This window comes from Streptomyces sp. NPDC088732, from assembly GCF_044751205.1.
Classification (GTDB): domain Bacteria; phylum Actinomycetota; class Actinomycetes; order Streptomycetales; family Streptomycetaceae; genus Actinacidiphila.
In genome coordinates this window covers 69,503-88,362 of the sequence record NZ_JBIVLI010000022.1, presented here as the reverse complement: position 1 = coordinate 88,362, position 18,860 = coordinate 69,503, and the positions used below count along the sequence as shown (strand labels likewise).

Sequence of the window (18,860 nt, the reverse complement as noted above, 5' to 3'; positions counted from 1 at the left end):
CTCACCTGCCGCTCACCCACGGCCCTCCAAGTACGCCGTGATGCCGTCCGCGATACCCTGCGCCGCCTTCTGGCGCCACGCCGCGCTGGAGAGCAGCGCCGCGTCCTTCGGGTCGCGCATGTTGCCGCACTCGATGAAGACCTTCGGCACCCTGCTCAGATTGAGCCCGCCCAGGTCGCCGCGGACGTCCAGGCCCGTGCCGTGGCCGATGTAGTTGGACGGCTTCGTGCCCGTCGCCGCCTTGAAGTGGTTCTTGAGGGCGGTGCCCAGCAGCCGCGAGGGCTTGACGATCGCCCGGGTGTCCGCGACGCCCTTGTGCACGGAGGCGGGCAGGATGACGTGGAAACCGCGGTTGCCGACCGCCGAACCGTCGGCGTGCACCGACACCACCGCGTTCGCCTTCGCGTTGTTGCCGATCCGGGCCCGCTCGTCGATGCACGGGCCGTACGGGCGGTTGCCGTCCTGCGTGAACTTCACCACCGCCCCCCGCGCCGCCAGGATCTTGCGCGCCCGGCGCGACACGTCCAGCGTGTACGACGCCTCCGGGTACCCGGCATTGGTCGCCGTACCCGTGGTGTCGCACTCCTTGCGGGCGGTGCCGATGTCGACCTTGCGGGCGATCGCGGAGGTGTGCCGGTTGTTCGTGGGGTTGTGGCCCGGGTCGAGCACGACGACCCGGCCCGCCAGCGGCTTGGTGGTCTGGGGCTTGGCGTCCGACGTCCCGGGCCAGTGCGGGGAGGCCGACTGCACCGCCGCCGCACTCAGGGGGACGTCGCGGTCGCGCCCCTGGTCCGAGGGGCCGCTCGTCGCGCCCCACACCAGCCACCCCGCCGCACATGTCGGCACCAGCGCCGCGGTCACGACCACGGCGGTGTTGCGCATCGTCTTGAACACGTCAGCGATGCTATCGGCCGGGCCGGACTCCGGGGCCCGTACGCCGCAGGACATGCAGCGAACCGGTCACGGAGACCTCCGTGAACGCCCCCGACTCCAGGGCCCGGCGGTAGATCCGCCACGGCGCCTGGCCGCCGTCCGCGGGGTCCTCGAACACGTCGTGGATCACCAGCAGGCCGTCCTCGGCGAGATGCGGCACCCAGCCCTCGTAGTCGTTCGTGGCGTGCTCGTCGGTGTGGCCGCCGTCCACGAAGACCAGGCCCAGCGGCTTCCCCCACACCGCGGCCACCTGCGGGGAGCGGCCCACGACCGCGATCACGTACTCCTCCAGGCCGGCGGCGTGCAGCGTCCGCCGGAACGCCGGCAGCGTGTCCATCCGGCCCACCTCGGGGTCCACCAGCGTCGGGTCGTGGTACTCCCAGCCCGGCTGCTGCTCCTCGCTGCCGCGGTGGTGGTCGACGGTGACGGCGACCGTCCCGGCCTCCCGCGCGGCGGCGGCCAGCAGGATCGTGGACCGGCCGCAGTACGTGCCGACCTCCAGCAGGGGCAGCCCGGGCAGGCGGGTGGCCGCGTCCGCGGCAGCGGAGTAGAGGGCGAGGCCCTCGTGGGGAGGCATGAAGCCTTTTGCCGCGGTGAACGCGGCCAGCGCGTCCGGGCGGGGTCGGGGGGTGGGCATGCCCCCCATCGTGCCCTACGGTTCCCCCGGGTTCTTTCCCCGCCCTCCCGCCCTCCCCCAATCTTCGGCCGGGGGTGCCCCCAGCCCGGCACGGTAAGTGCGGGCCCCGCGCTGCGTGCGTTGTGGGGGTCGGCGCCGCTCCGGAGTCCTCCCCCAACCTTCGGCCGGGGGACCCCCTCGGCGCTCGCGGTCTACGCCAACGCGCTGCGCACCGCGGTCTCCGCTCGTCTCCCCCAGCTACCGCTGGGAGGTGCCCCCACGGGCGGACCCCGGCGCACCCCCTCCCGGGTCGCTTGGGGCGGCTTACGGCCGGTGGGGGTTCAGATGGGCACTTGCGCCAACCCCGGACCGCCTCCTCGCCCCCCCCACCGGGGATCAGGCGCATGACGAGACGGAGGGGGCGGGGTCGGAGGGGTGGCGTTCTGGACACTGGAGCATATTTGGGTGCATGACCTGGGTGCTCAATGGCAAGCGCCTGAGGCACCTAAATGTGCTGTCCAGAATGGCAGCCCCGGAGGCCCCGCACCCGGCCCCCCGACAACGCGCGTCGGGGCGACCGGACTTCACAGGGCACACGGGCGGGCGGGTGGGGGAAAAACTCAGAGCCAACCATTGTGGCGGGCGGTCCGTACCGCCTCCGTGCGGTTCCGCGTCCCCGTCTTCCCAATCGCCGACGACAAATAATTCCGCACCGTCGACTCCGACAACCGCACCCGCGTCGCGATGTCCGCGACCGTCGCCCCGTCGACCGCCGCGTTGAGCACGTCCCGCTCGCGCGCGGTCAGCGGGCTGGGCCCCGTGCTGAGGGCGGCGACCGCGAGGGCGGGGTCGATGACCTGGTGACCGGCCAGGACGCGGCGGATGGCGGCGGCCAGTTCCTCGACGGGGCCGTCCTTGACCAGGAAGCCCGCGGCGCCGGCGTCCATCGCGCGGCGCAGGTAGCCGGGGCGGCCGAAGGTGGTGAGGATGAGGACCTTGCAGGAGGGCAGCCGCTCGCGCAGGTCCGCCGCCGCGTCGAGCCCGCTGCGGCCGGGCAGCTCGATGTCGAGCAGCGCGACGTCCGGCCGGGCCTCCAGCGCGGCGGCCACGATCTCGTCGCCCGCGGCGACCTGCGCGACGACCTGGATGTCGTCCTCCAGGTCGAGCAGCAGCGCGAGAGCGCCGCGCATCATGCCCTGGTCCTCCGCCAGCAGGACCTTGACGACACCGTCGGGGCTGCTCATGCGGCCAGTTCCTCCTCCACCGGAAGCTCGGCGACCACCCGGAACCCGGCGCGTGCGGCGGGGCCCGCCCGCAGGGAGCCGCCCGCCGCGGCCAGGCGCTCGGTGAGGCCCTTCAGGCCGGAACCGGAGGTGGTCGGCTCCGAGACTACGCCGTGCCCGTCGTCGGTGATCTCCAGGCGCACGTGCCCGCCGCCGCTGGCCAGTTCGATGCGGCAGGAGGCCGCGCCGCTGTGCCGTACGACGTTGGTGACCCCTTCCCGTACGACCCAGCCCAGGAGTGCCTCGGTCTGCGGCGGCAGGGGCGGGCCGGTCTCCACGACGACCGCCTCGACGCCGGCCGCGGTGAGCGCCGAGCGGGCCCGGTCCAGCTCGGTGGACAGGCTGCCCTCGCGGTAGCCGGTGACGGCCTCGCGGATCTCGGTGAGGGCCTGCCGGCCGACCGCCTCGATGTCGGCGACCTGGGCGAGCGCGGCGTCGATGTCGCGCGGGGCGAGCCGCCGTGCGGCCTCGGACTTCACGACGACGACCGAGAGGGTGTGGCCGAGCAGGTCGTGCAGGTCGCGGGAGAAGCGCAGCCGCTCCTCGGCGACGGCGTGCCGGGCCAGTTCCTGCCGGGTGGCGCGCAGTTGGGCGACGGCGTCGAAGAGCCGGAGCATCGCCGCCGTCACCAGGCCGGAGATCAGTGATCCGTAGCCCATGGAGACGCCGTTCCACAGGTCGCCGCTGCGCCAGCCGGAGACCAGGCCCGCGGACAGGGCGAGGCCGACCAGGGTGAGGCCCATGTACCGGCCGCGCACGACGATCCCGACGGCCAGCGAGAACAGCGGGAAGAACAGCAGCCAGCTGCCGCCGTAGCCGATGGCCAGCGCGTACGTGAGGGCGCCCAGCGGGAGCAGCAGCAGCCGCGGCACCCCGAGTGCCACCGCCCGCGGCTTGAAAGCGGTGAACGCCACGGCGACGTAGAGGGAGTTGAAGGCCAGCAGGCCGAGTCCGCCGAGCCAGGGGTTGGACGCCTGTCCCTGGAGGAGGTGGGACAGCGCGCCCACGCCCATGAGCAGCCAGGGCAGGAAGCTCAGGGGGGTGGGGGCCTTGAGGTCCTCGATCTCCTCCGCGATGTCGCGCGGGCCGCGCGGGCGGCGCCGTTCCCACGCGCGCCGGGCGCGGGACGTCCACGGCGCCCGTGCCGCCTCGCATTCCTCCGTCACCGTCATGGCCGTCCCGCCTCTCTCGTGCGTGTCCGTCGGGGGATGCATTACACGGTGCGCGCCGAGCGCCGGTACGCGTAGACCGCGTAGGCGCCGAACACCGCCGTCCAGCCCGCGAGCACCACGACGGTGCCCGGGTGGGGCGCCGTCCCGCCGGTGACGGCCCAGCCGAGCTCCCCGAAGCGGTGGGACGGGGTCCAGCGGGAGACGGCCCGCAGCCAGCCGGGGAAGAGCGAGGTGGGGAACCACAGGCCGCCGACGACGGACAGGCCCAGGTTGCAGGCGACGTTGACCACGCCGGTGGTCTGCGCGGTGAGCCGGTAGCCGTTGCCGAGCCCGAGCAGGGTGAACGGCGCGGTGCCGGCCCACAGCAGTGCGGCGATCGCCGCCCACTGCCATGCCCGCAGCTCGACGCCGTTGACGAGGCCGCCGGCCAGCAGCACGGCGATGATGGAGGGGAGCACGGTGACCGAGCCGCTGAGGCAGCGCCCGACGACCACCTGGGACGGCGACATCGGGGTGATGCGCAACTGGCGCAGCCAGCCGTGCCCCTTGTCCTCGGCGACGCCGGTGCCGGCGGCCAGGGCGGAGCCCAGTGCCCCGTACGCGGCCATGCCGATCATCGCGGCCAGGGCGGCGGCCTTGTCCTCCTCGGAGCCGGAGACGCCGAGGTTGGTGAAGAGCAGGTACATCATGACGGGCATGCCGATCCCGAAGATCACGAAGCCGGTGTCCCGCAGGGTGCGGCGGATCTCCAGGGTGACGTAGGCGAGCAGCATCAGACGTTCTCCTTCTTCAGGGCGGCCGGGGTGGCGGGGGAGTCGGCCGGCGTGCCGTCGGCGTCCTTCGCGGTGAGGGTGAGGAAGGCGTCCTCCAGACTGGCCGCGGTGACCTCCAAGCCGCGGATCATGCCGCGTTCGGCGAGTGCGACCACGGTGGCGTCGGAGTCGGAGCTGCGCAGGTGGGCGCGGTCGCCGCGGATCTCCACGGAGACCACGCCGGGCAGTTGGCGCAGGCCCTCGGTGGCGGCGCCGGCCAGGTCGAAGGCGACCAGGTTGCCGCCGACCGCGCGCTTGATGCGCTCGCCGGTGTCGTCGGCGACGATGCGGCCGCGGTCGATGACCACGATGCGGTCCGCGTTCTCGTCGGCCTCCTCCAGGTAGTGCGTGGAGAACAGGATGGTGTTGCCGTGCGCGGCGTAGGCCCGCATGGAGTCCCAGAAGGCGCGCCGGGCCTCGACGTCGAGGGCGGCGGTCGGTTCGTCCAGCACGACCAGTTCGGGGTTGCCGGCCAGGGCGACGGCGAAGCGCACGCGCTGGGCCTGGCCGCCGGAGAGCCGGTCGGCCCGGCGGTCGGCGAAGTCGGTGAGCCCGGCCAGTTCCAGGGACGTGGCGACGGGCAGCGGGGCGGGGTAGGTGCGGGCCACGAAGGTGAGCAGTTCCCGCACGGTGACCCGGGGGATCGGCCGGCCGTCCTGCAGCATCGCGCCGACCCGCCCGGCCCGCACCGCCTCCTGCGGGGTGCCGCCGAAGAGCCGGACCTCGCCGCTGTCCGGGCTGTCGAGCCCCAGCAGCAGGCTGATCGAGGTGGACTTGCCCGCCCCGTTGCGACCGAGCAGGGCCACGGACTCACCGCGCCGGATCTCCAGGTCCACCGAGTCCACGGCGCGCACCGCGCCGAAGGTCTTGACCGCCCGGGTGAAGCTCACAGTCGTCGTCATGCCCACGACGGTACGGGGGAGCCGGCGGGCCGGGGCAGAGGGGAAAGTACCCGGTTCCCCAGGACAAATGTCATGGGTGGCGGCGTCATTGACGGAACGTCAGCCCGGCCGCCCGGGCGGCGCCTCCGCGAGACCCTCGCGGAGGCCCCGGCGCCGACCGGTCAGCGCAGGTGGGAGGTGTCGTTGAACAGCCGCACCGACGCGTTGCCGTCGGCGAAGTACGCCACCGCGGAGAACGCCGCCGCCGACAGCTCCATGCGGAACAGCGACTCCGGCGGGGCGCCCAGCGCGAGCCGCAGGAGCGTCTTGACCGGCGTGACGTGCGTGACGACCAGGACGGTGCGGCCCGCATGACGCGCGATCATCTTGTCGCGGGCCAGGGCGACCCGGCGCGCGGTGGCGGCGAAGCTCTCGCCGCCGGGCGGCGCGACCTTGGGCGAGGCCAGCCAGGCGGTCAGCTCCTCCGGGAAGCGCTCCTTGACCTCGCCGAAGGTCAGCCCCTCCCAGGCGCCGAAGTCCGTCTCGCGCACACCCTCCTCGATGCGCACGTCGAGGCCGAGCCGCTGCGCGACGATCTCCGCGGTCTGCCGGGTGCGCTTCAGCGGGGAGGACACGACGGCCTGGACGGTGCCCCGCTCGGCCAGCAGGTCCGCCGCCCGGCGCGCCTGCCACAGCCCCTTCTCCGACAGCTCCGGATCGGTGCCGCCGCTGCCGGAGAACCGCTTCTCCGGGGTGAGCGGGGTCTCGCCGTGCCGCAGCAGCACGAAGGTGGTCGGGGTGCCCATGTCGGCGTCGCCCCAGCCCACCGCGGTGTCGGACTCCCCGAGCGGTTCGGGTTCCTCGTCCGCCGCTGCCGCGGAGGCGGCCGCGGCGGCGGGTGCCGCGGCCGTGGCCAGGGCGGCCGTGGACCGGCTGGGCTCCCACTGCCGGCCCCGCTTGCCCGCGTCCATCGCCTCGTTGGCCAGCCGGTCGGCGTGCTTGTTCTTCTCGCGCGGGATCCACTCGTAGGTCACCTGCGCCGGCGGCAGGATCCCGCGGGCCTCGGCGGCCAGCGGGCGCATGTCCGGGTGCTTGATCTTCCAGCGGCCCGACATCTGCTCCACGACGAGCTTGGAGTCCATCCGCACCCGCACCTGCGCCTCGGGGTCCAGCGCCCGCGCGGCCCGCAGCCCCGCGATCAGCCCCCGGTACTCGGCCACGTTGTTGGTGTGCGTACCGATGAACTCCGCGGCCTCGGCGAGCACTTCGCCGGTGGCGGAGTCGCACACCACCGCGCCGTACCCGGCGGGTCCCGGGTTGCCCCGGGACCCGCCGTCGGCCTCGACGGTGAACGTCCGGGCCATTACAGGCCCGACTCGGGCGTACGGACCAGGATGCGGCGGCAGTTCTCGCACCGCACGACCGCGTCGGCCGCCGCCGCGCGCACCTCGTTCAGCTCGGTGATGTTCAGCTCCAGCCGGCAGCCCTCGCAGCGCTTCTGGTAGAGCCGGGCCGCGCCGACGCCGCCGGACTGCGCCCGCAGTTTGTCGTAGAGCTTCAGCAGGTCGGCCGGGACCGAACCGGCCATGATCTCCCGCTCCTTGGTGACCGTCATGCCTTCGGCGTCGATGCCGCGCAGGGCCTCGTCGCGCCGGGTCTCGGCCTCAGTGGCCTTGCCCTGTACGGAGTCCAGGCGCCCGGTCAGCTCCTGCACCCGCTCCTGCAGGGACTCGCGGCGCTCCATGACCTCCAGGACGACGTCCTCCAGGTCGCTCTGCCGCTTGGCCAGCGAGGTGATCTCGTGCTGGAGGTTCTCCAGGTCCTTCGGCGAGGAGACGGCGCCGGAGTCCAGCCGCTCCTGGTCGCGGACGGCGCGCTTGCGCACCTGGTCCACGTCCTGCTCGGCCTTGGTCTGCTCCCGGGCGGTGTCGCTCTCCTCGGTCTGGGCGGCGACCAGCAGGTCGCGCAGCTGCGCCACGTCGGAGGACAGGCGCTCGATCTCGGCGTGTTCGGGAAGGGTCCGGCGCTTGTGGTCCAGTTGCGCGACGCGCGCGTCGAGTGCCTGGACCTCGAGGAGTCGGATCTGGTCTGCGGGCGCGGCGTTCAGCGGGGGGCTCCTGAGGTCGTGGGTGCGAAGGGGACGTTCGAAAGATGCGCGGTGGGCGCGGCGGCGCGGGCGTGGGCCGTCCACGGGTCGGTGACGATGTGCGACACATGGGTGCGCACGTCCCAGCCATGGCGTTCCGCGACGTCGTCGAGCCGGCGCGCGGCCTGCGCGCACCAGGGCCACTCGGTGGCCCAGTGCGCGGCGTCGACGAGCGCCGGGGGCCCCGCCTGCTGCGCCTCCGACACCGGGTGGTGGCGCAGGTCGGCGGTCAGGTAGACATCGGCCCCGGCCCTGCGCACGTCGTCGAGGAAGCTGTCGCCGCTGCCGCCGCACACCGCGACGGTGCGCACCTGCCGCTGGGGGTCGCCGGCGACGCGCAGCCCGGTCGCCGTGGCCGGCAGGCCCCGGGCCGCCCGGTCGGCGAACTCCGCCAGCGTCATCGGCTCCGGCAGTTCGCCGAGCCGGCCGGCGCCGCGGCGTCCGGCCGGGTCGGTCGGGTCCGGCACCAGGGGGCCGGTGACGCGCAGTCCGACGGCGGCCGCGAGGGCGTCGGAGACCCCGGGATCGGCGCGGTCGGCGTTGGTGTGGGCGACGTGCAGCGCGACGTCGTTCTTGATCAGGGAGTGCGCCACCCGGCCCTTGAAGCCGGTCGCGGCCACCGTGGTGGTGCCGCGCAGCCAGAGCGGGTGGTGCGTGACGAGCAGGTCGGCGCCCAGGCGGATCGCCTCGTCGGCGACCTCCTGCACCGGGTCGACCGCGAAGAGCACCTGCCGGACCTCGGCGTCCGGGTCCCCGCAGACCAGGCCGACGGCGTCCCACTGCTCGGCCCACTCCGGCGGCCAGAGGACTTCGAGGGCGGCGATGACGTCGGACAGTTTCGGCACGGGGTCGAGGTTACCGCGCCGGTACCGGGCGGCTGGAATTCCCGCCTGGTCATGAGCACACCGACCGCACGAAGTCCGACGGAACGGGACGAGAGCCACCCTTATGTGTGAAGCACACCGACTCGTGTCGGGCGGTTGCGCGTACGAAAACTAGCGTCGTGGCCAGGAGGTGACCCACCGATGACAGCCTGCGCAACCGAGACCGCCACCGACACCGGCTCCGGTGCCGTGCCGCGGGCCGGGTTCACGATCGCCGCGGACGGCTCGTACGCCGCGTGCCTGACCCGGACGCCGGACGGCGGGGACGGCTGGTACCCCGAGCGCTGGACGCTCGGCGGCCCCGAGCCGTACACCGTGCCGCTGCCCGGCAACCAGCCCGAGGAGGAGTGCTCCGAGGTGCTGCCGCTGCCCGACGGCCGCGTCCTGATCCGCCGCCGCGTCGCCGACCGGCACGACTTCGCGCTGCTCTACCCGACCGGCCCCGGCACCGGCGAACTGCTGCTCGGCTCGATCCCGGGCGGCCCGGGCGGTTCCGGCACCGAGGTGCGGCTGCTGCCGCCGCCCGCGTCCGGGCTCGCGTTCGCCCTCGCGTACGACCCGGCGGCCGCCCGCACCACGGTGTGGCTGGTCCACGACGGCCACGACGGCGCGCCGCGCCGGCTCGCGGAGATCCACGGCCGCTGCGGGGGCGGCGCGTGGCTCGACCGGGCGGGCGGCGTGCTCGCCCTGGACCGCCAGGCGGACGGGCCGGTCAAGACCGTCGCCGTGGACCTGCGGGGCGGCGGCGCGGTCAACCCGCTGCTGCAGATCACCGACGACAGCAACGACCGGCTGCTGCTCGCCGAACCCGACAGCGGGCTCCTCATAGTCCGCAGCGACGCCACCGGTGAGGACCGCATCGGCTGGGGCGTGCTCGGCAGCAGGCAGCCGATGCGGTTCGCCGAGTGCCTGCGGGTCCCCGACGCCGTCCTCACCCCGTTCGCCGCGCAGCCGGGCCAGGTGCTGATGCCCGAGTCGTGCGCGGTGGCGCTGCGCGCCGACGGCCCGCACGGCACGTCGCTGGCGGTGTGGCGGCCGGGGGAGCGCCGTGCCACCTGGCTCAGCGGCCCGGAGGGCTGGCTCGCGGGGACGGGCATGTGGTCGCCGCAGGGGCTGCTGCGGCTGCCGTACGCGTGCGTGCACTGCCCCTGCGGGATCGTCGAGTACGACGCCCCCGCGCCGGTCCCACCGGCGCTGGCCGTCGTCCCCGATGCCGTCCCGGAGCCCGCGCCGGAGGAGTCCCGGGGCAGTCCGGTGCTGCCGCTGCAGCAGGCGCCGCTGGCGGCCGGGGCATGACCGGTAGGATCCCGCCGGGGGCTGCGCCGTCTTTTCGGCGGGCGCTGGTACGGCGGCACGTCGGCGGCACGGTTCCTGCGACCCGTACGCCACCGACAGAGAGTCCTCGTATGTCCGACTCCCGAACCGAGAACCCCGCCGCGAACCACGAGAGCGCGGCGGATCTCCACGGTCGCCACCGCGGCCCCGCCTCCTCGGAGGAAGCACCCGCCGCACCGCACGGCCGGCACCGCCGACCGGAGGGTTCCGGCGACGACGACTGAGCCGGACGGAACGTTCAGGCTCCCCGCAGACCGGCCGCCGTCCGCGCCAGCGCGCGGACGCGGGGCCAGTCCCGGGACCGCAGCGCGTCCCGCGGGACCATCCAGCTCCCGCCGACGCAGGCGACGTTCGGCAGCGCCAGGTACGCCGGCGCGCGGGCCTGGTCGATGCCCCCGGTGGGGCAGAAGCGCACCTCCGGCAGCGGTGAGGCCAGCGCCCTGAGGTACGCAGCGCCGCCCGCCGCCTCGGCCGGGAAGAACTTCAGCTCCGTCACGCCGTGTTCGGCCAGCGCCACCACCTCGGACGCGGTCGACACCCCCGGCAGGTAGGGCACCCCCGTCGCCCGCGCGGCGCCGAGCAGCCGCTCGGTCCAGCCCGGACTGACCAGGAACCGCGCCCCGGCCTCCACCGCCGCGGCGGCCTGCGCCTCCCGCACCACGGTCCCGGCCCCGACGAAGGCCTCCGGCACCTCGCGGGCGACGGCCCGGATCGCGTCCAGCGCGCCCGGGGTGCGCAGCGTGATCTCCACGACCGGCAGCCCGCCGTCCACCAGGGCTCTGGCCAGCGGCACCGCGTCGGCGGCGTCCTCCAGCACGACGACGGGGATCACGGGCGCGCGATCGAGCAGCATGCCCCGGATGCTGCCGGGGCGGCACTGCTCGCGCAACGATCGTTGCGAGACGTGCAACGCCGGCGCCTCAGTGGACGTCGGTCACCAGCACGTCGATCCGCCCCGGACCCTGCACCTCCACCCGGAAGCCCAGCTCCCGCAGCACACCGGCCAGTTCGTCCGGACCGCCCGGCCGGGCGCCCGACTCCAGCAGGGCGCGCACCATGCGCCCCTTGGTCGCCTTGTTGAAGTGGCTGACGACCTTCCTCGTCTCGGCCTGCACGACCCGCACCGTCGCCGTCCGCCCGGCCAGCGCGCCCTTCGGCTTCCACGCCGCCGCGTACGCCGCCGACCGCAGGTCCAGCACCAGGCCGCCACCGGCGGCCTCCGCCGCCTCCGGCAGGACGTCCGCCATCGCGTCCCGCCAGAACGTGCCGAGCGCCCCCGTCGCCGGCAGCCTGACGCCCATCGAGCAGCGGTAGGCCGGGATCGCGTCCTTGACGCCGACCGCGCCCCACAGCCCGGAGAAGATCAGCAGCGAGCGCGCCGCCCGCCGTTTGGCCGCCGGGCTCAGGGTCGCCAGGCTCAGCGCGTCGTACAGCACCCCGGTGTAGATCTGCCCGGCCGGGCGGGCGGGAGCGCTGTGCAGCCCGGCGTTGCGGGCCACCTCGCCGTGCAGACCGGGGCTGAGCCCCAGCACGTCGGCGGCCTTCGCGACGGCGTCGGCGTCGCCGCCCGCGCACAGACCCACCAGCTCGTCCAGCACCGTGCGGCGCGCGGCGGCGAGGCCGGGCAGCGACAGACTGCCCAGGTCCACGGCCTTCCCGGTGGCGGGAGCGGCCTTGCCCTCGGACGGCGGCAGCAGGACGAGCACGGCGGTTCTCCTTCACGTTCGCTTGCGTTCGTGCAGCCTACGGCCGCCGGAATTACGCTCGCCCCATGCCTCGTCGCCCCCTGCGTGTGAAGGCCGCCGACGGCGAGCCGCTGCGCACCGCCTTCAGCGCCCTGCGCACCGAACTCCACGTGCCCGCCGCCTTCCCGCCCGCCGTGCTCGCCGAGGCCGAACAGGCGGCCCGCACACCGGGCGTCGACGGCCACGAGGACGCCACCGGCCTGCCGCTCTTCACCATCGACCCGCCCGGCTCGCGCGACCTGGACCAGGCGATGCACCTGGCCCGCCGCGACGGCGGCTACCGCGTGCACTACGCGATCGCCGACGTCGCCGCCTTCGTCGCCCCCGGCGGCGCGGTCGACACGGAGGCCCAGCGCCGGGTCACCACGCTCTACTTCCCCGACACCCGCGTCCCGCTGCACCCCACCGTGCTGAGCGAGGACGCCGCCAGCCTGCTGCCAGGCCGGGACCGGCTCGCCGTGCTGTGGCGCATCGACCTGGACGCGGACGGCGGCGTCACCGGCGTCGACGTCCGCCGCGCCCGGGTGCGCAGCCGCGCGCGGCTCGACTACGCGGGCGTCCAGCGCGACCTCGACGACGGCACCGCCGAGGAACCGCTGGCCCTGCTGCGGACCATCGGCCGGCTGCGCCAGGAACAGGAGCGGGCGCGCGGCGGCATCTCCCTCGACGTGCCCGAGCAGGAGGTCGTCGAGCAGGGCGACGGCTACGCGCTGGAGTACCGCGCGCCGCTGCCCGCCGAGTCCTGGAACGCCCAGATCTCGCTGCTGGCCGGCATGGCCGCCGCCGGTCTGATGATCGCCGCGGGCACCGGCATCCTGCGCACCCTCCCGCTCGCCCCGCACGGCGAGGTCGCCCGGCTGCGGAGGGTCGCCCGGGCCCTGCACATCGACTGGCCGCACATGACCTCGTACGCGGAGCTGATCCGCTCCCTGGACCCCGCCCGCACCGGGCACGCCGCCTTCCTGCACGAGGCCACCAGCCTCTTCCGCGGCGCCGACTACACCCCGTTCTGGCCGGGCCACCCGGCCTCGCCGCTGCTGCACGCCGCCGTCGCCGACGCCTACACCCACTGCACGGCGCCGCTGCGCAGGCTGGTCGACCGCTATGCCGGGGAGTTCTGCCTCGCCGCCTCCGCGGACCGCACCCCGCCGGAGTGGGTCACCGACGCCTACCGCGACCTGCCGCACCGGATGCGCACCGGCTCGCAGCTCGCCTCCCGTATCGAGAGCGCCTCCCTCTCCGTGGTGGAGGCCGCCCTCCTCCAGGACCGGGTGGGCGAGGTCTTCGACGCCTACGTGATCGACGTCCGCGAGAACGACCCCACCGCCGGCACGGTCCACCTCTGCGACCCCGCCGTCGTCGCCCGCGTCCGGGGCGGCAGTGCCCCCCTCGCGCTCGGCGAGCCGCTGCGCGTGCGGCTCACCGAGGCCGACGTGGAGCGCCGCACGCTGCTTTTCGCCCCCGCATGATCGCCGGGTAGCATGGCGGGACGGCAGACGAGCCGAGTGGACGGCCGCGTCAGGACCCCGGTCCTGCCGAGGAACGTCCGGGCTCCACAGGGCAAGGTGGTGGGTAACGCCCACCCGGGGTGACCCGCGGGACAGTGCCACAGAAAACAGACCGCCGGGAGCCGCAAGGCCCCCGGTAAGGGTGAAACGGTGGTGTAAGAGACCACCAGTGCCCAGGGTGACCTGGGCAGCTAGGTAAACCCCACCTGGAGCAAGGTCAAGAGGAGCGCCGTAACAGGTGCTCTGCGCGGACGTTCGAGGGCTGCCCGCCCGAGTCCGCGGGTAGACCGCACGAGGCCGGCGGCAACGCCGGTCCTAGATGGATGGCCGTCGCCCGGCCGGCCGCGAGGCCGACCGGGACACAGAACCCGGCGTACGGCTCGGCTCGTCTGCCGCTTCACGCACGCCGGGCCCGAGGGGCCCGGCGGCGCGGCTGTGCACGGTGGGAACAGATCCCCGCAGCGCGGGAGCAGATCAGCAGTTCTTGTAGTTCGCGCGCGTGCTGTTGTAGCTGCAGGTGTCGGCCTTCGCGCCGCCGGCCTTGCGCAGGGTCGCGGTGTCCTTGTCGTTGTTCCAGACGTACCAGCCGCGGTTCTGGTAGCGGTTGCCCGCGGTGTCGCGGCCCGAGCCCGTGTGGACCTTGACGGTCTTGCCGGCGCCGAGGGAGTACGCGCCGAAGGTGTACGTGTGGCGGGAGGCGTCGGTGAGCGTCCAGCCCTTCAGGCTGACGGCGCGGGACGTGGAGTTGGTGATCGTGACCCACTCGGCGTTGAGGCTCGCGGCGGAGCCGCGGTCGGCGCCGGGGCTGTTGTAGTAGATCTTGGCGAGGTGGACGGAGCCGGCCGCCTCCGCGGCGGGGGCGCCGAGGGCGAGCGCGGCGGCGGTCGCGGATATCGCCGTGAGCAGGCAGGTCAGCGTGGTACGGGTGCGCATGGTGCGGGTTCCCCCCAAGGGCGTTGCGAACAAGGAGCGTTAGCGTACACAGGACGTACGCGATCAGCGCACGAATCCTTCACAAACGACGGCGGGCACGTGCGCGGCGCCCTCCGCCCCCCGTCGGCCACGGGTGCGGCCTGCGCCGCGCGGCGGCGTCCTCGGCCCAGCCCGCCAGCACGATGGCCGCGCCGATCAGCGGCCAGGCCATCAGGAACTGGAACCAGGTGGCGTCCAGCGGCAGATGGGCCTCGAAGAACGGCACGTCCCACATGCGGTCGATCAGCGGGACGCTGAGCACGAGCGCGACCTCGTGCCACAGGTAGACCGTCACCGCACGGGCGTTGAGCAGCCCCACCGCGCCGTCCGCCACCGGGACGCGGGTCAGCCGGCGCGGACGGAAGCGCAGCAGGACGAGGACGAAACCGACCGACCACAGCGCCTGCGCGAGCGGGATCTCCCCGAGGTCGAAGCCCTCGTCCGTGGGGTGTGTCAGGGCGAACCAGCCGCCCGCCGCCAGGCACAGCGCCGCCAGGCCCAGCACGGTGCGGGCCCGCAGCGCGTCCAGCCGCCCGTCCCGGTGCGCGAAGCCGAGCAGCCAGCACGCCGCGAAGGTGACCAGGTCGACGGCGGGGGTGAGCGCGGGCTCGGTCAGCGGGAGCCGGTCGTACTGGGCCAGCACGACCAGCAGCCCGCACACCGCCAGGCACGCTCTGGGCGCGGCACGAAAGGCCTTGAGCAGCCACGGGGAGAGCAGGACCAGCCACAGGTAGGTGCGGATGTACCACAGCGGGTCCGTCACCTGCTCGGCCCACGCGATGCGCGGCGGGTCCGCCAGCGGCAGCACCCACAGCAGCATCCGCGGCCAGGAGTGGATCCGCCAGCCGTGCACCAGCATGGCGGCCACGACGACCGCCGCGAAGAGCCAGTACGGCACGAGCAGCCGCCGCGCCCTGCTGCGCAGCACCGAGCCCGCCGGGCGCTTGAGCGAGTGCGCCATGAGCGAGCCGGCGAGCGCGAACATCACGCCGATGGACGGGAAGGCGAAGGTCAGCCACGCCCAGTTGAAGGTGTGGAAGACCACCACCCGCACCAGGGCCAGCGCCCGGAGCAGGTCGAGGTAGCGGTCCCGGCCCCCGCCGCCTCCCGCGGCGGGGGCCTCCTTCGCGGCGGTTGCGGCGGGGGCCCCGGCCGGCGCCGCGTCCCGCTCCGGCGCGTCGACGACGACGGTCGCGCCGTGCTCCGCGGTGACCAGGGCGCGCCGCCGCCGCCCGCCCCCGGGGCCGGGCACCGGCGGCGGCCCCGCCGGGCGGGCGCCGCGGGGATCGTGGGCGTGCATCGGGTCCTCCGGGAAGGTGTGGTCGGGCGGGCGCGGTGTCACCGTTCACTCCCGGCGGCCACGGGCGGGGTGCCGACCTCGCCCGTGCGGCGCAGCTTGTGCCAGCCGAGCCGGCCTCCGTTGATCGCGGTGATGCAGGACTGGAGCAGCACCAGGTACATCAACTGCCGGTACAGGACCTGCTGGAGCGGCAGCGGCCACAGGTCCCGCAGCCGCTCCCCGTCGAGCCGGAACGCGTACGCGGCGCACGCCGCCTGCACACCCAGCACCGCGGCCCACGCGACCGCGGTGCGAAACGGGTCCATGAACACCAGCCCGTACACCGCGAAGACGTCGATCAGCGGCGCCAGCAGCGGGGCGAGCACCTGGAAGAGCACCACCAGCGGCAGCCCCACCCGGCCGAACCGGCCCGAGTGGCCGCGGTCCAGCACCGCGCCGCGGTGCTTCCACATCGCCTGCATCGTGCCGTAGCTCCAGCGGTAGCGCTGCTTCCACAACTGCCGGACCGTGGACGGCGCCTCGGTCCAGGCGCGGGCCCGCTCGGCGTAGACGACGTGCCAGCCGGCCCGGTGCAGGGCCATGGTGACGTCGGTGTCCTCGGCGAGGGTCTCGTCGCTCATGCCGCCCACGTCGCGCAGCGCGTCGCGCCGGAAGGCCCCGCAGGCCCCGGGGATGGTCGGCATGCAGCGCATCAGGTCGTACATCCGGCGGTCGAGGTTGAAGCCCATCACGTACTCGATGTGCTGCCAGCGGCCGATCATCCGGCTGCGGTTGCCGACCTTGGCGTTGCCCGCGACCGCGCCGACCCGCGGGTCCGCGAAGGGCTGGACGAGTTCGCGGACGGTGGCCGGCTCGAAGACCGTGTCGCCGTCCATCATCACGATCAGGTCGTGCCGGGCGTGCGCGACGCCGTTGTTGAGCGCGGCCGGCTTGCCGCTGTTGGGCTGCCGCACCACCGTGACGCCGGGCAGGCCGAGGGCCTCCACGATGTCGGCGGTGCCGTCGCCCGACCCGTCGTCGACGACCACGATCTCGATCGGATGCTCCCCGGCGGCCAGCGAGTTGACCGTATGGGCGATGCACTCCTTCTCGTTGTAGGCGGGCACGATGACGCTGACCGGCTCCGTGACGGCCGGTCCCCAGCGGAAACCGGGCGCCCGGCGGCGCCGGGCGTGCCGGCGGGCCAGCAGCAGCATCGCGGCGAAGCGGGCCAGGACGAGCACACCCACCCCGGCCAGCAGGACGGCGAGCGCCGGCACGGCCGCCTCGGACAGCTCCACGGCGGCCACGAACATCCGCCCCTGCCACAACTCCGCCCCGGCGACCGGGTGGTTGGTGGAGCTGGCCCCGACCGCCTCGCCGACCGTCTCGAAGCGGTAGCCCCGCTCCTTGAGCAGCGGGATCAGCCGGTCGAGCGCGGCCACCGTCTGCGAGCGGTCGCCGCCCGCGTCGTGCATCAGCACGATGGCGCCCTTCCCGGGCTTCTTGGGGAGAGAGCCGTCGACGATCGCCTGCACACCGGGCCGGCGCCAGTCCTCGGCGTCCTGGTCGATGAAGGCGGTCACGTAGCCCTTGCGGCCGACCTGCTGCACGACCGGCCAGGACAGGTCGTCCAGGGCGTCGGCGGTGGAGGAGTACGGCGGCCGGAACAGCGAACTGTGGATGCCGGCCGCCCCCGCCAGCGCGAGCTGGGTCTGCGACAGTTCGCGGTCGACCCGCCCCGGGGACTGGTACACCAGGTCCGGGTGGGCGAACGTGTGCACGCCGATCTCGTGCCCCTCCCGCACCATCCGGCGGATCAGGTCCGGGTGGCGGGCGGCGTTGCTGCCGGTGACGAAGAAGGTGGCCTTCACCTTCTGCCGCAGCAGCACGTCGAGCACCTCCGGCGTCCAGACCGGGTCCGGTCCGTCGTCGAAGGTGAGGGCGATCGTACGGTCCGGCGTGCGGTACGAGCGCGGGCGGTCGCCGGTGGAGTCCACCACGGGCCCGCCGTCCAGCACCGCCTCGGGGACCTTGTCCGTGGCCACCGGCGGGTGCACCCGGTGGTCGGCCTCGAAGTCGCCGCGGACGTAGCCGCCGAGCAGCAGCACGCACACGAGCACGACGAGTGCGAGGACGGGAATGACGAGCCGTGGCCGCAGGGGTATCACGGGCCGCTCTGCGGTTGCTGGTCGGTGCCCCCGGCGGGCGGTAACGCGGGCCCGGAGGAGGAGGGGGCGGAGGGCGTCGACGACGCCGAGGCCGACGGACCGCCCGACGAGCTCGCCGTCGCGCTGGGCGTCGGAGACGCCGGGGGCGGGCCGCTCCTGGTCACGCGCGGTGTGGGCGACGTGCTGGTCTTCGGGCCGGTGCTGCCGGAGGCATGGCCGCTGGGCGTGGTGCGCGGGCCGGCGGAGGCGGTCGGCCGCGGCCGGGCGCCGCCGGACGGGGACGGAGTCGTGTGCGTCCCCGCCCGGAACAGCCCTGCCGGTGCCGGGGGAGCGGCCTGGTCGGCCGGTACGTCGACTTCTCCCGTCCCCGAGGAGCCGGCGTCGTCCGGCGCTGTGCTCGGTACCCCTGGCAGCGGCAACAGCGTCTTCGGCGCGATCGGCGTCGCGCCGGAGAGGCTGAGTACGAGGGCGGCCGTGTAGAGGGAACAGGCGGCGCCGATGGCCCAGCCTGCCCTGCGGACCACGCGGGCCCGTCGCCCGCTGGAATCGACGAAGACGGGTCCGGGCAGCGATATGACCTCGGTCGCGGGATCGTCGACCCCGGTACCGGCTTCCGGATCGTCCACGGGTGGTGGTTCTGACCATACGTCACGGTGGTGCTTGGAGAGCATGCCGCAACGTAACGCGACGCAAGCGGTCCTATGGGACGTATTTCGCACTTGACCGATTCCATAGGCGAATTGGTCGTTCTCTGCCAGGCTCAGCCGCCTCCGGTGCGGGGCGCCTTCGTCGCCATCATGGTCGCGAACTGCGCGTTCGCCTCCGGCGGACGGGAGAACCGTCCGGGCCGCGCTGATCACCTCCCTGCGCGGTTCGGGTACGAGGCCGCCGTTCGCCTGCGGGAATCCGTCCGCCCCGTGTCCGGTCGTGTCGGTTGCGGCACCGCCGATGTCGATCCGCCGCGCGCGGTGCGGTGCGGGCGGCCGCCCGGGGAAACGGAAGTGATCAATCCGGTCACGGCAGCCCGCGATGCGGGCCCGCACGGCCGTCGTCCGACGGCTCGCCCGGCGGGGGCGGCCGGCGCGTGGGCCGGCGGTGGTCCTTGCGGCCGGTGACGCGCCCG

The 18,860-nt window shown here is 74.3% G+C and carries 18 protein-coding genes and 1 other RNA gene; 5 read left to right on the top strand and 14 right to left on the bottom strand.

Annotation, left to right across the window (positions count from 1 at the left end; genetic code table 11):
* Positions 1 to 12 precede the first annotated feature (12 nt).
* The 9 genes from ACIP9H_RS32000 to ACIP9H_RS31960 all read right to left on the bottom strand — a co-directional run bounded on the left by ACIP9H_RS32000 (position 13) and on the right by ACIP9H_RS31960 (position 8,688).
* The gene (locus tag ACIP9H_RS32000; RefSeq protein ID WP_401593136.1) at positions 13 to 882 is read right to left on the bottom strand and encodes an N-acetylmuramoyl-L-alanine amidase; all 870 of its coding nucleotides are present in this window, start codon (positions 880 to 882) and stop codon (positions 13 to 15) included.
* Between the two features lie 22 nt (positions 883 to 904).
* Positions 905 to 1,579, bottom strand: coding sequence for a class I SAM-dependent methyltransferase (locus ACIP9H_RS31995; protein WP_401593090.1), 675 nt, complete (start codon positions 1,577 to 1,579; stop codon positions 905 to 907).
* A gap of 590 nt (positions 1,580 to 2,169) precedes the next feature.
* Positions 2,170 to 2,793 (bottom strand): response regulator, encoded by a 624-nt coding sequence (locus ACIP9H_RS31990; RefSeq protein WP_401593088.1) that lies wholly within the window; start codon positions 2,791 to 2,793, stop codon positions 2,170 to 2,172.
* Entirely contained in the window at positions 2,790 to 4,004 is a 1,215-nt protein-coding gene (locus ACIP9H_RS31985; protein ID WP_401593086.1) for a sensor histidine kinase, read from the bottom strand. The genes ACIP9H_RS31990 and ACIP9H_RS31985 overlap by 4 nt, the downstream gene beginning before the upstream one ends.
* Before the next feature lie 41 nt (positions 4,005 to 4,045).
* Positions 4,046 to 4,777, bottom strand: coding sequence for an ABC transporter permease (locus ACIP9H_RS31980; RefSeq protein WP_401593084.1), 732 nt, complete (start codon positions 4,775 to 4,777; stop codon positions 4,046 to 4,048).
* Positions 4,777 to 5,718, bottom strand: coding sequence for an ABC transporter ATP-binding protein (locus ACIP9H_RS31975; protein WP_401593082.1), 942 nt, complete (start codon positions 5,716 to 5,718; stop codon positions 4,777 to 4,779). The genes ACIP9H_RS31980 and ACIP9H_RS31975 overlap by 1 nt, the downstream gene beginning before the upstream one ends.
* A 161-nt stretch (positions 5,719 to 5,879) precedes the next feature.
* Positions 5,880 to 7,061 (bottom strand): bifunctional RNase H/acid phosphatase, encoded by a 1,182-nt coding sequence (locus tag ACIP9H_RS31970; protein ID WP_401962287.1) that lies wholly within the window; start codon positions 7,059 to 7,061, stop codon positions 5,880 to 5,882.
* Complete coding sequence (locus ACIP9H_RS31965) at positions 7,061 to 7,804, bottom strand: zinc ribbon domain-containing protein (RefSeq protein WP_401593134.1); 744 nt, start codon at positions 7,802 to 7,804, stop codon at positions 7,061 to 7,063. The genes ACIP9H_RS31970 and ACIP9H_RS31965 overlap by 1 nt, the downstream gene beginning before the upstream one ends.
* A complete protein-coding gene (locus ACIP9H_RS31960) occupies positions 7,801 to 8,688 on the bottom strand; it encodes a Nif3-like dinuclear metal center hexameric protein (protein ID WP_401962284.1) in 888 nt (295 codons plus the stop codon). The genes ACIP9H_RS31965 and ACIP9H_RS31960 overlap by 4 nt, the downstream gene beginning before the upstream one ends.
* A 180-nt stretch (positions 8,689 to 8,868) precedes the next feature.
* On the opposite strand from ACIP9H_RS31960, the gene ACIP9H_RS31955 reads away from it, so the two are divergent.
* Together ACIP9H_RS31955 and ACIP9H_RS31950 are read left to right on the top strand one after the other, a co-directional pair.
* Entirely contained in the window at positions 8,869 to 10,023 is a 1,155-nt protein-coding gene (locus ACIP9H_RS31955) for a hypothetical protein (protein WP_401962282.1), read from the top strand.
* A 110-nt stretch (positions 10,024 to 10,133) separates the two neighbouring features.
* Positions 10,134 to 10,286 (top strand): hypothetical protein, encoded by a 153-nt coding sequence (locus ACIP9H_RS31950; RefSeq protein ID WP_401593074.1) that lies wholly within the window; start codon positions 10,134 to 10,136, stop codon positions 10,284 to 10,286.
* Positions 10,287 to 10,300: 14 nt separating this feature from the next.
* Here ACIP9H_RS31950 and eda read toward each other — a convergent pair whose 3' ends face one another.
* Together eda and yaaA are read right to left on the bottom strand one after the other, a co-directional pair.
* On the bottom strand, positions 10,301 to 10,915 hold the full coding sequence (eda, locus tag ACIP9H_RS31945; protein WP_401962280.1) for a bifunctional 4-hydroxy-2-oxoglutarate aldolase/2-dehydro-3-deoxy-phosphogluconate aldolase: 615 nt from the start codon (positions 10,913 to 10,915) through the stop codon (positions 10,301 to 10,303).
* A gap of 67 nt (positions 10,916 to 10,982) precedes the next feature.
* Complete coding sequence (gene yaaA, locus ACIP9H_RS31940; protein ID WP_401962277.1) at positions 10,983 to 11,768, bottom strand: peroxide stress protein YaaA; 786 nt, start codon at positions 11,766 to 11,768, stop codon at positions 10,983 to 10,985.
* 65 nt (positions 11,769 to 11,833) lie between these two features.
* Between yaaA and ACIP9H_RS31935 the strand changes: the two genes are divergently transcribed.
* Positions 11,834 to 13,276 carry an RNB domain-containing ribonuclease gene (locus ACIP9H_RS31935; protein ID WP_401962276.1) on the top strand — a complete coding sequence of 481 codons (1,443 nt, stop codon included), beginning with the start codon at positions 11,834 to 11,836 and terminating at the stop codon, positions 13,274 to 13,276.
* Between the two features lie 28 nt (positions 13,277 to 13,304).
* Positions 13,305 to 13,707, top strand: an RNA gene (rnpB, locus tag ACIP9H_RS31930) — RNase P RNA component class A.
* An 82-nt stretch (positions 13,708 to 13,789) separates the two neighbouring features.
* Here the strand turns inward: rnpB and ACIP9H_RS31925 are convergent.
* The 3 genes from ACIP9H_RS31925 to ACIP9H_RS31915 form a co-directional block, all read right to left on the bottom strand.
* Positions 13,790 to 14,248, bottom strand: coding sequence for a lamin tail domain-containing protein (locus ACIP9H_RS31925; RefSeq protein WP_401962273.1), 459 nt, complete (start codon positions 14,246 to 14,248; stop codon positions 13,790 to 13,792).
* A 79-nt stretch (positions 14,249 to 14,327) separates the two neighbouring features.
* Entirely contained in the window at positions 14,328 to 15,629 is a 1,302-nt protein-coding gene (locus tag ACIP9H_RS31920) for an acyltransferase (RefSeq protein WP_401962271.1), read from the bottom strand.
* Positions 15,626 to 17,737 carry a bifunctional polysaccharide deacetylase/glycosyltransferase family 2 protein gene (locus tag ACIP9H_RS31915; RefSeq protein WP_401593062.1) on the bottom strand — a complete coding sequence of 704 codons (2,112 nt, stop codon included), beginning with the start codon at positions 17,735 to 17,737 and terminating at the stop codon, positions 15,626 to 15,628. Before ACIP9H_RS31915 ends, ACIP9H_RS31920 begins: the two co-directional genes overlap by 4 nt.
* Positions 17,738 to 17,761: 24 nt before the next feature.
* Here ACIP9H_RS31915 and ACIP9H_RS31910 point away from each other — a divergent pair, with 24 nt between their 5' ends.
* Positions 17,762 to 18,217 (top strand): hypothetical protein, encoded by a 456-nt coding sequence (locus tag ACIP9H_RS31910; RefSeq protein ID WP_401593060.1) that lies wholly within the window; start codon positions 17,762 to 17,764, stop codon positions 18,215 to 18,217.
* Positions 18,218 to 18,860: the final 643 nt, after the last annotated feature.

What these genes read in the sequence shown, in the direction of transcription:
- ACIP9H_RS31925 (WP_401962273.1), bottom strand. Translation starts at nt 14,248, where the DNA reads ATGCGCACCCGTACCACGCTGACCTGCCTGCTCACGGCGATATCCGCG.
- ACIP9H_RS32000 (WP_401593136.1), bottom strand. Translation starts at nt 882, where the DNA reads ATGCGCAACACCGCCGTGGTCGTGACCGCGGCGCTGGTGCCGACATGT.
- ACIP9H_RS31990 (WP_401593088.1), bottom strand. Translation starts at nt 2,793, where the DNA reads ATGAGCAGCCCCGACGGTGTCGTCAAGGTCCTGCTGGCGGAGGACCAG.
- ACIP9H_RS31975 (WP_401593082.1), bottom strand. Translation starts at nt 5,718, where the DNA reads ATGACGACGACTGTGAGCTTCACCCGGGCGGTCAAGACCTTCGGCGCG.
- ACIP9H_RS31935 (WP_401962276.1), top strand. Translation starts at nt 11,834, where the DNA reads ATGCCTCGTCGCCCCCTGCGTGTGAAGGCCGCCGACGGCGAGCCGCTG.
- ACIP9H_RS31950 (WP_401593074.1), top strand. Translation starts at nt 10,134, where the DNA reads ATGTCCGACTCCCGAACCGAGAACCCCGCCGCGAACCACGAGAGCGCG.
- ACIP9H_RS31995 (WP_401593090.1), bottom strand. Translation starts at nt 1,579, where the DNA reads ATGGGGGGCATGCCCACCCCCCGACCCCGCCCGGACGCGCTGGCCGCG.
- ACIP9H_RS31985 (WP_401593086.1), bottom strand. Translation starts at nt 4,004, where the DNA reads ATGACGGTGACGGAGGAATGCGAGGCGGCACGGGCGCCGTGGACGTCC.
- ACIP9H_RS31970 (WP_401962287.1), bottom strand. Translation starts at nt 7,061, where the DNA reads ATGGCCCGGACGTTCACCGTCGAGGCCGACGGCGGGTCCCGGGGCAAC.
- eda (WP_401962280.1), bottom strand. Translation starts at nt 10,915, where the DNA reads ATGCTGCTCGATCGCGCGCCCGTGATCCCCGTCGTCGTGCTGGAGGAC.
- ACIP9H_RS31955 (WP_401962282.1), top strand. Translation starts at nt 8,869, where the DNA reads ATGACAGCCTGCGCAACCGAGACCGCCACCGACACCGGCTCCGGTGCC.
- ACIP9H_RS31980 (WP_401593084.1), bottom strand. Translation starts at nt 4,777, where the DNA reads ATGCTGCTCGCCTACGTCACCCTGGAGATCCGCCGCACCCTGCGGGAC.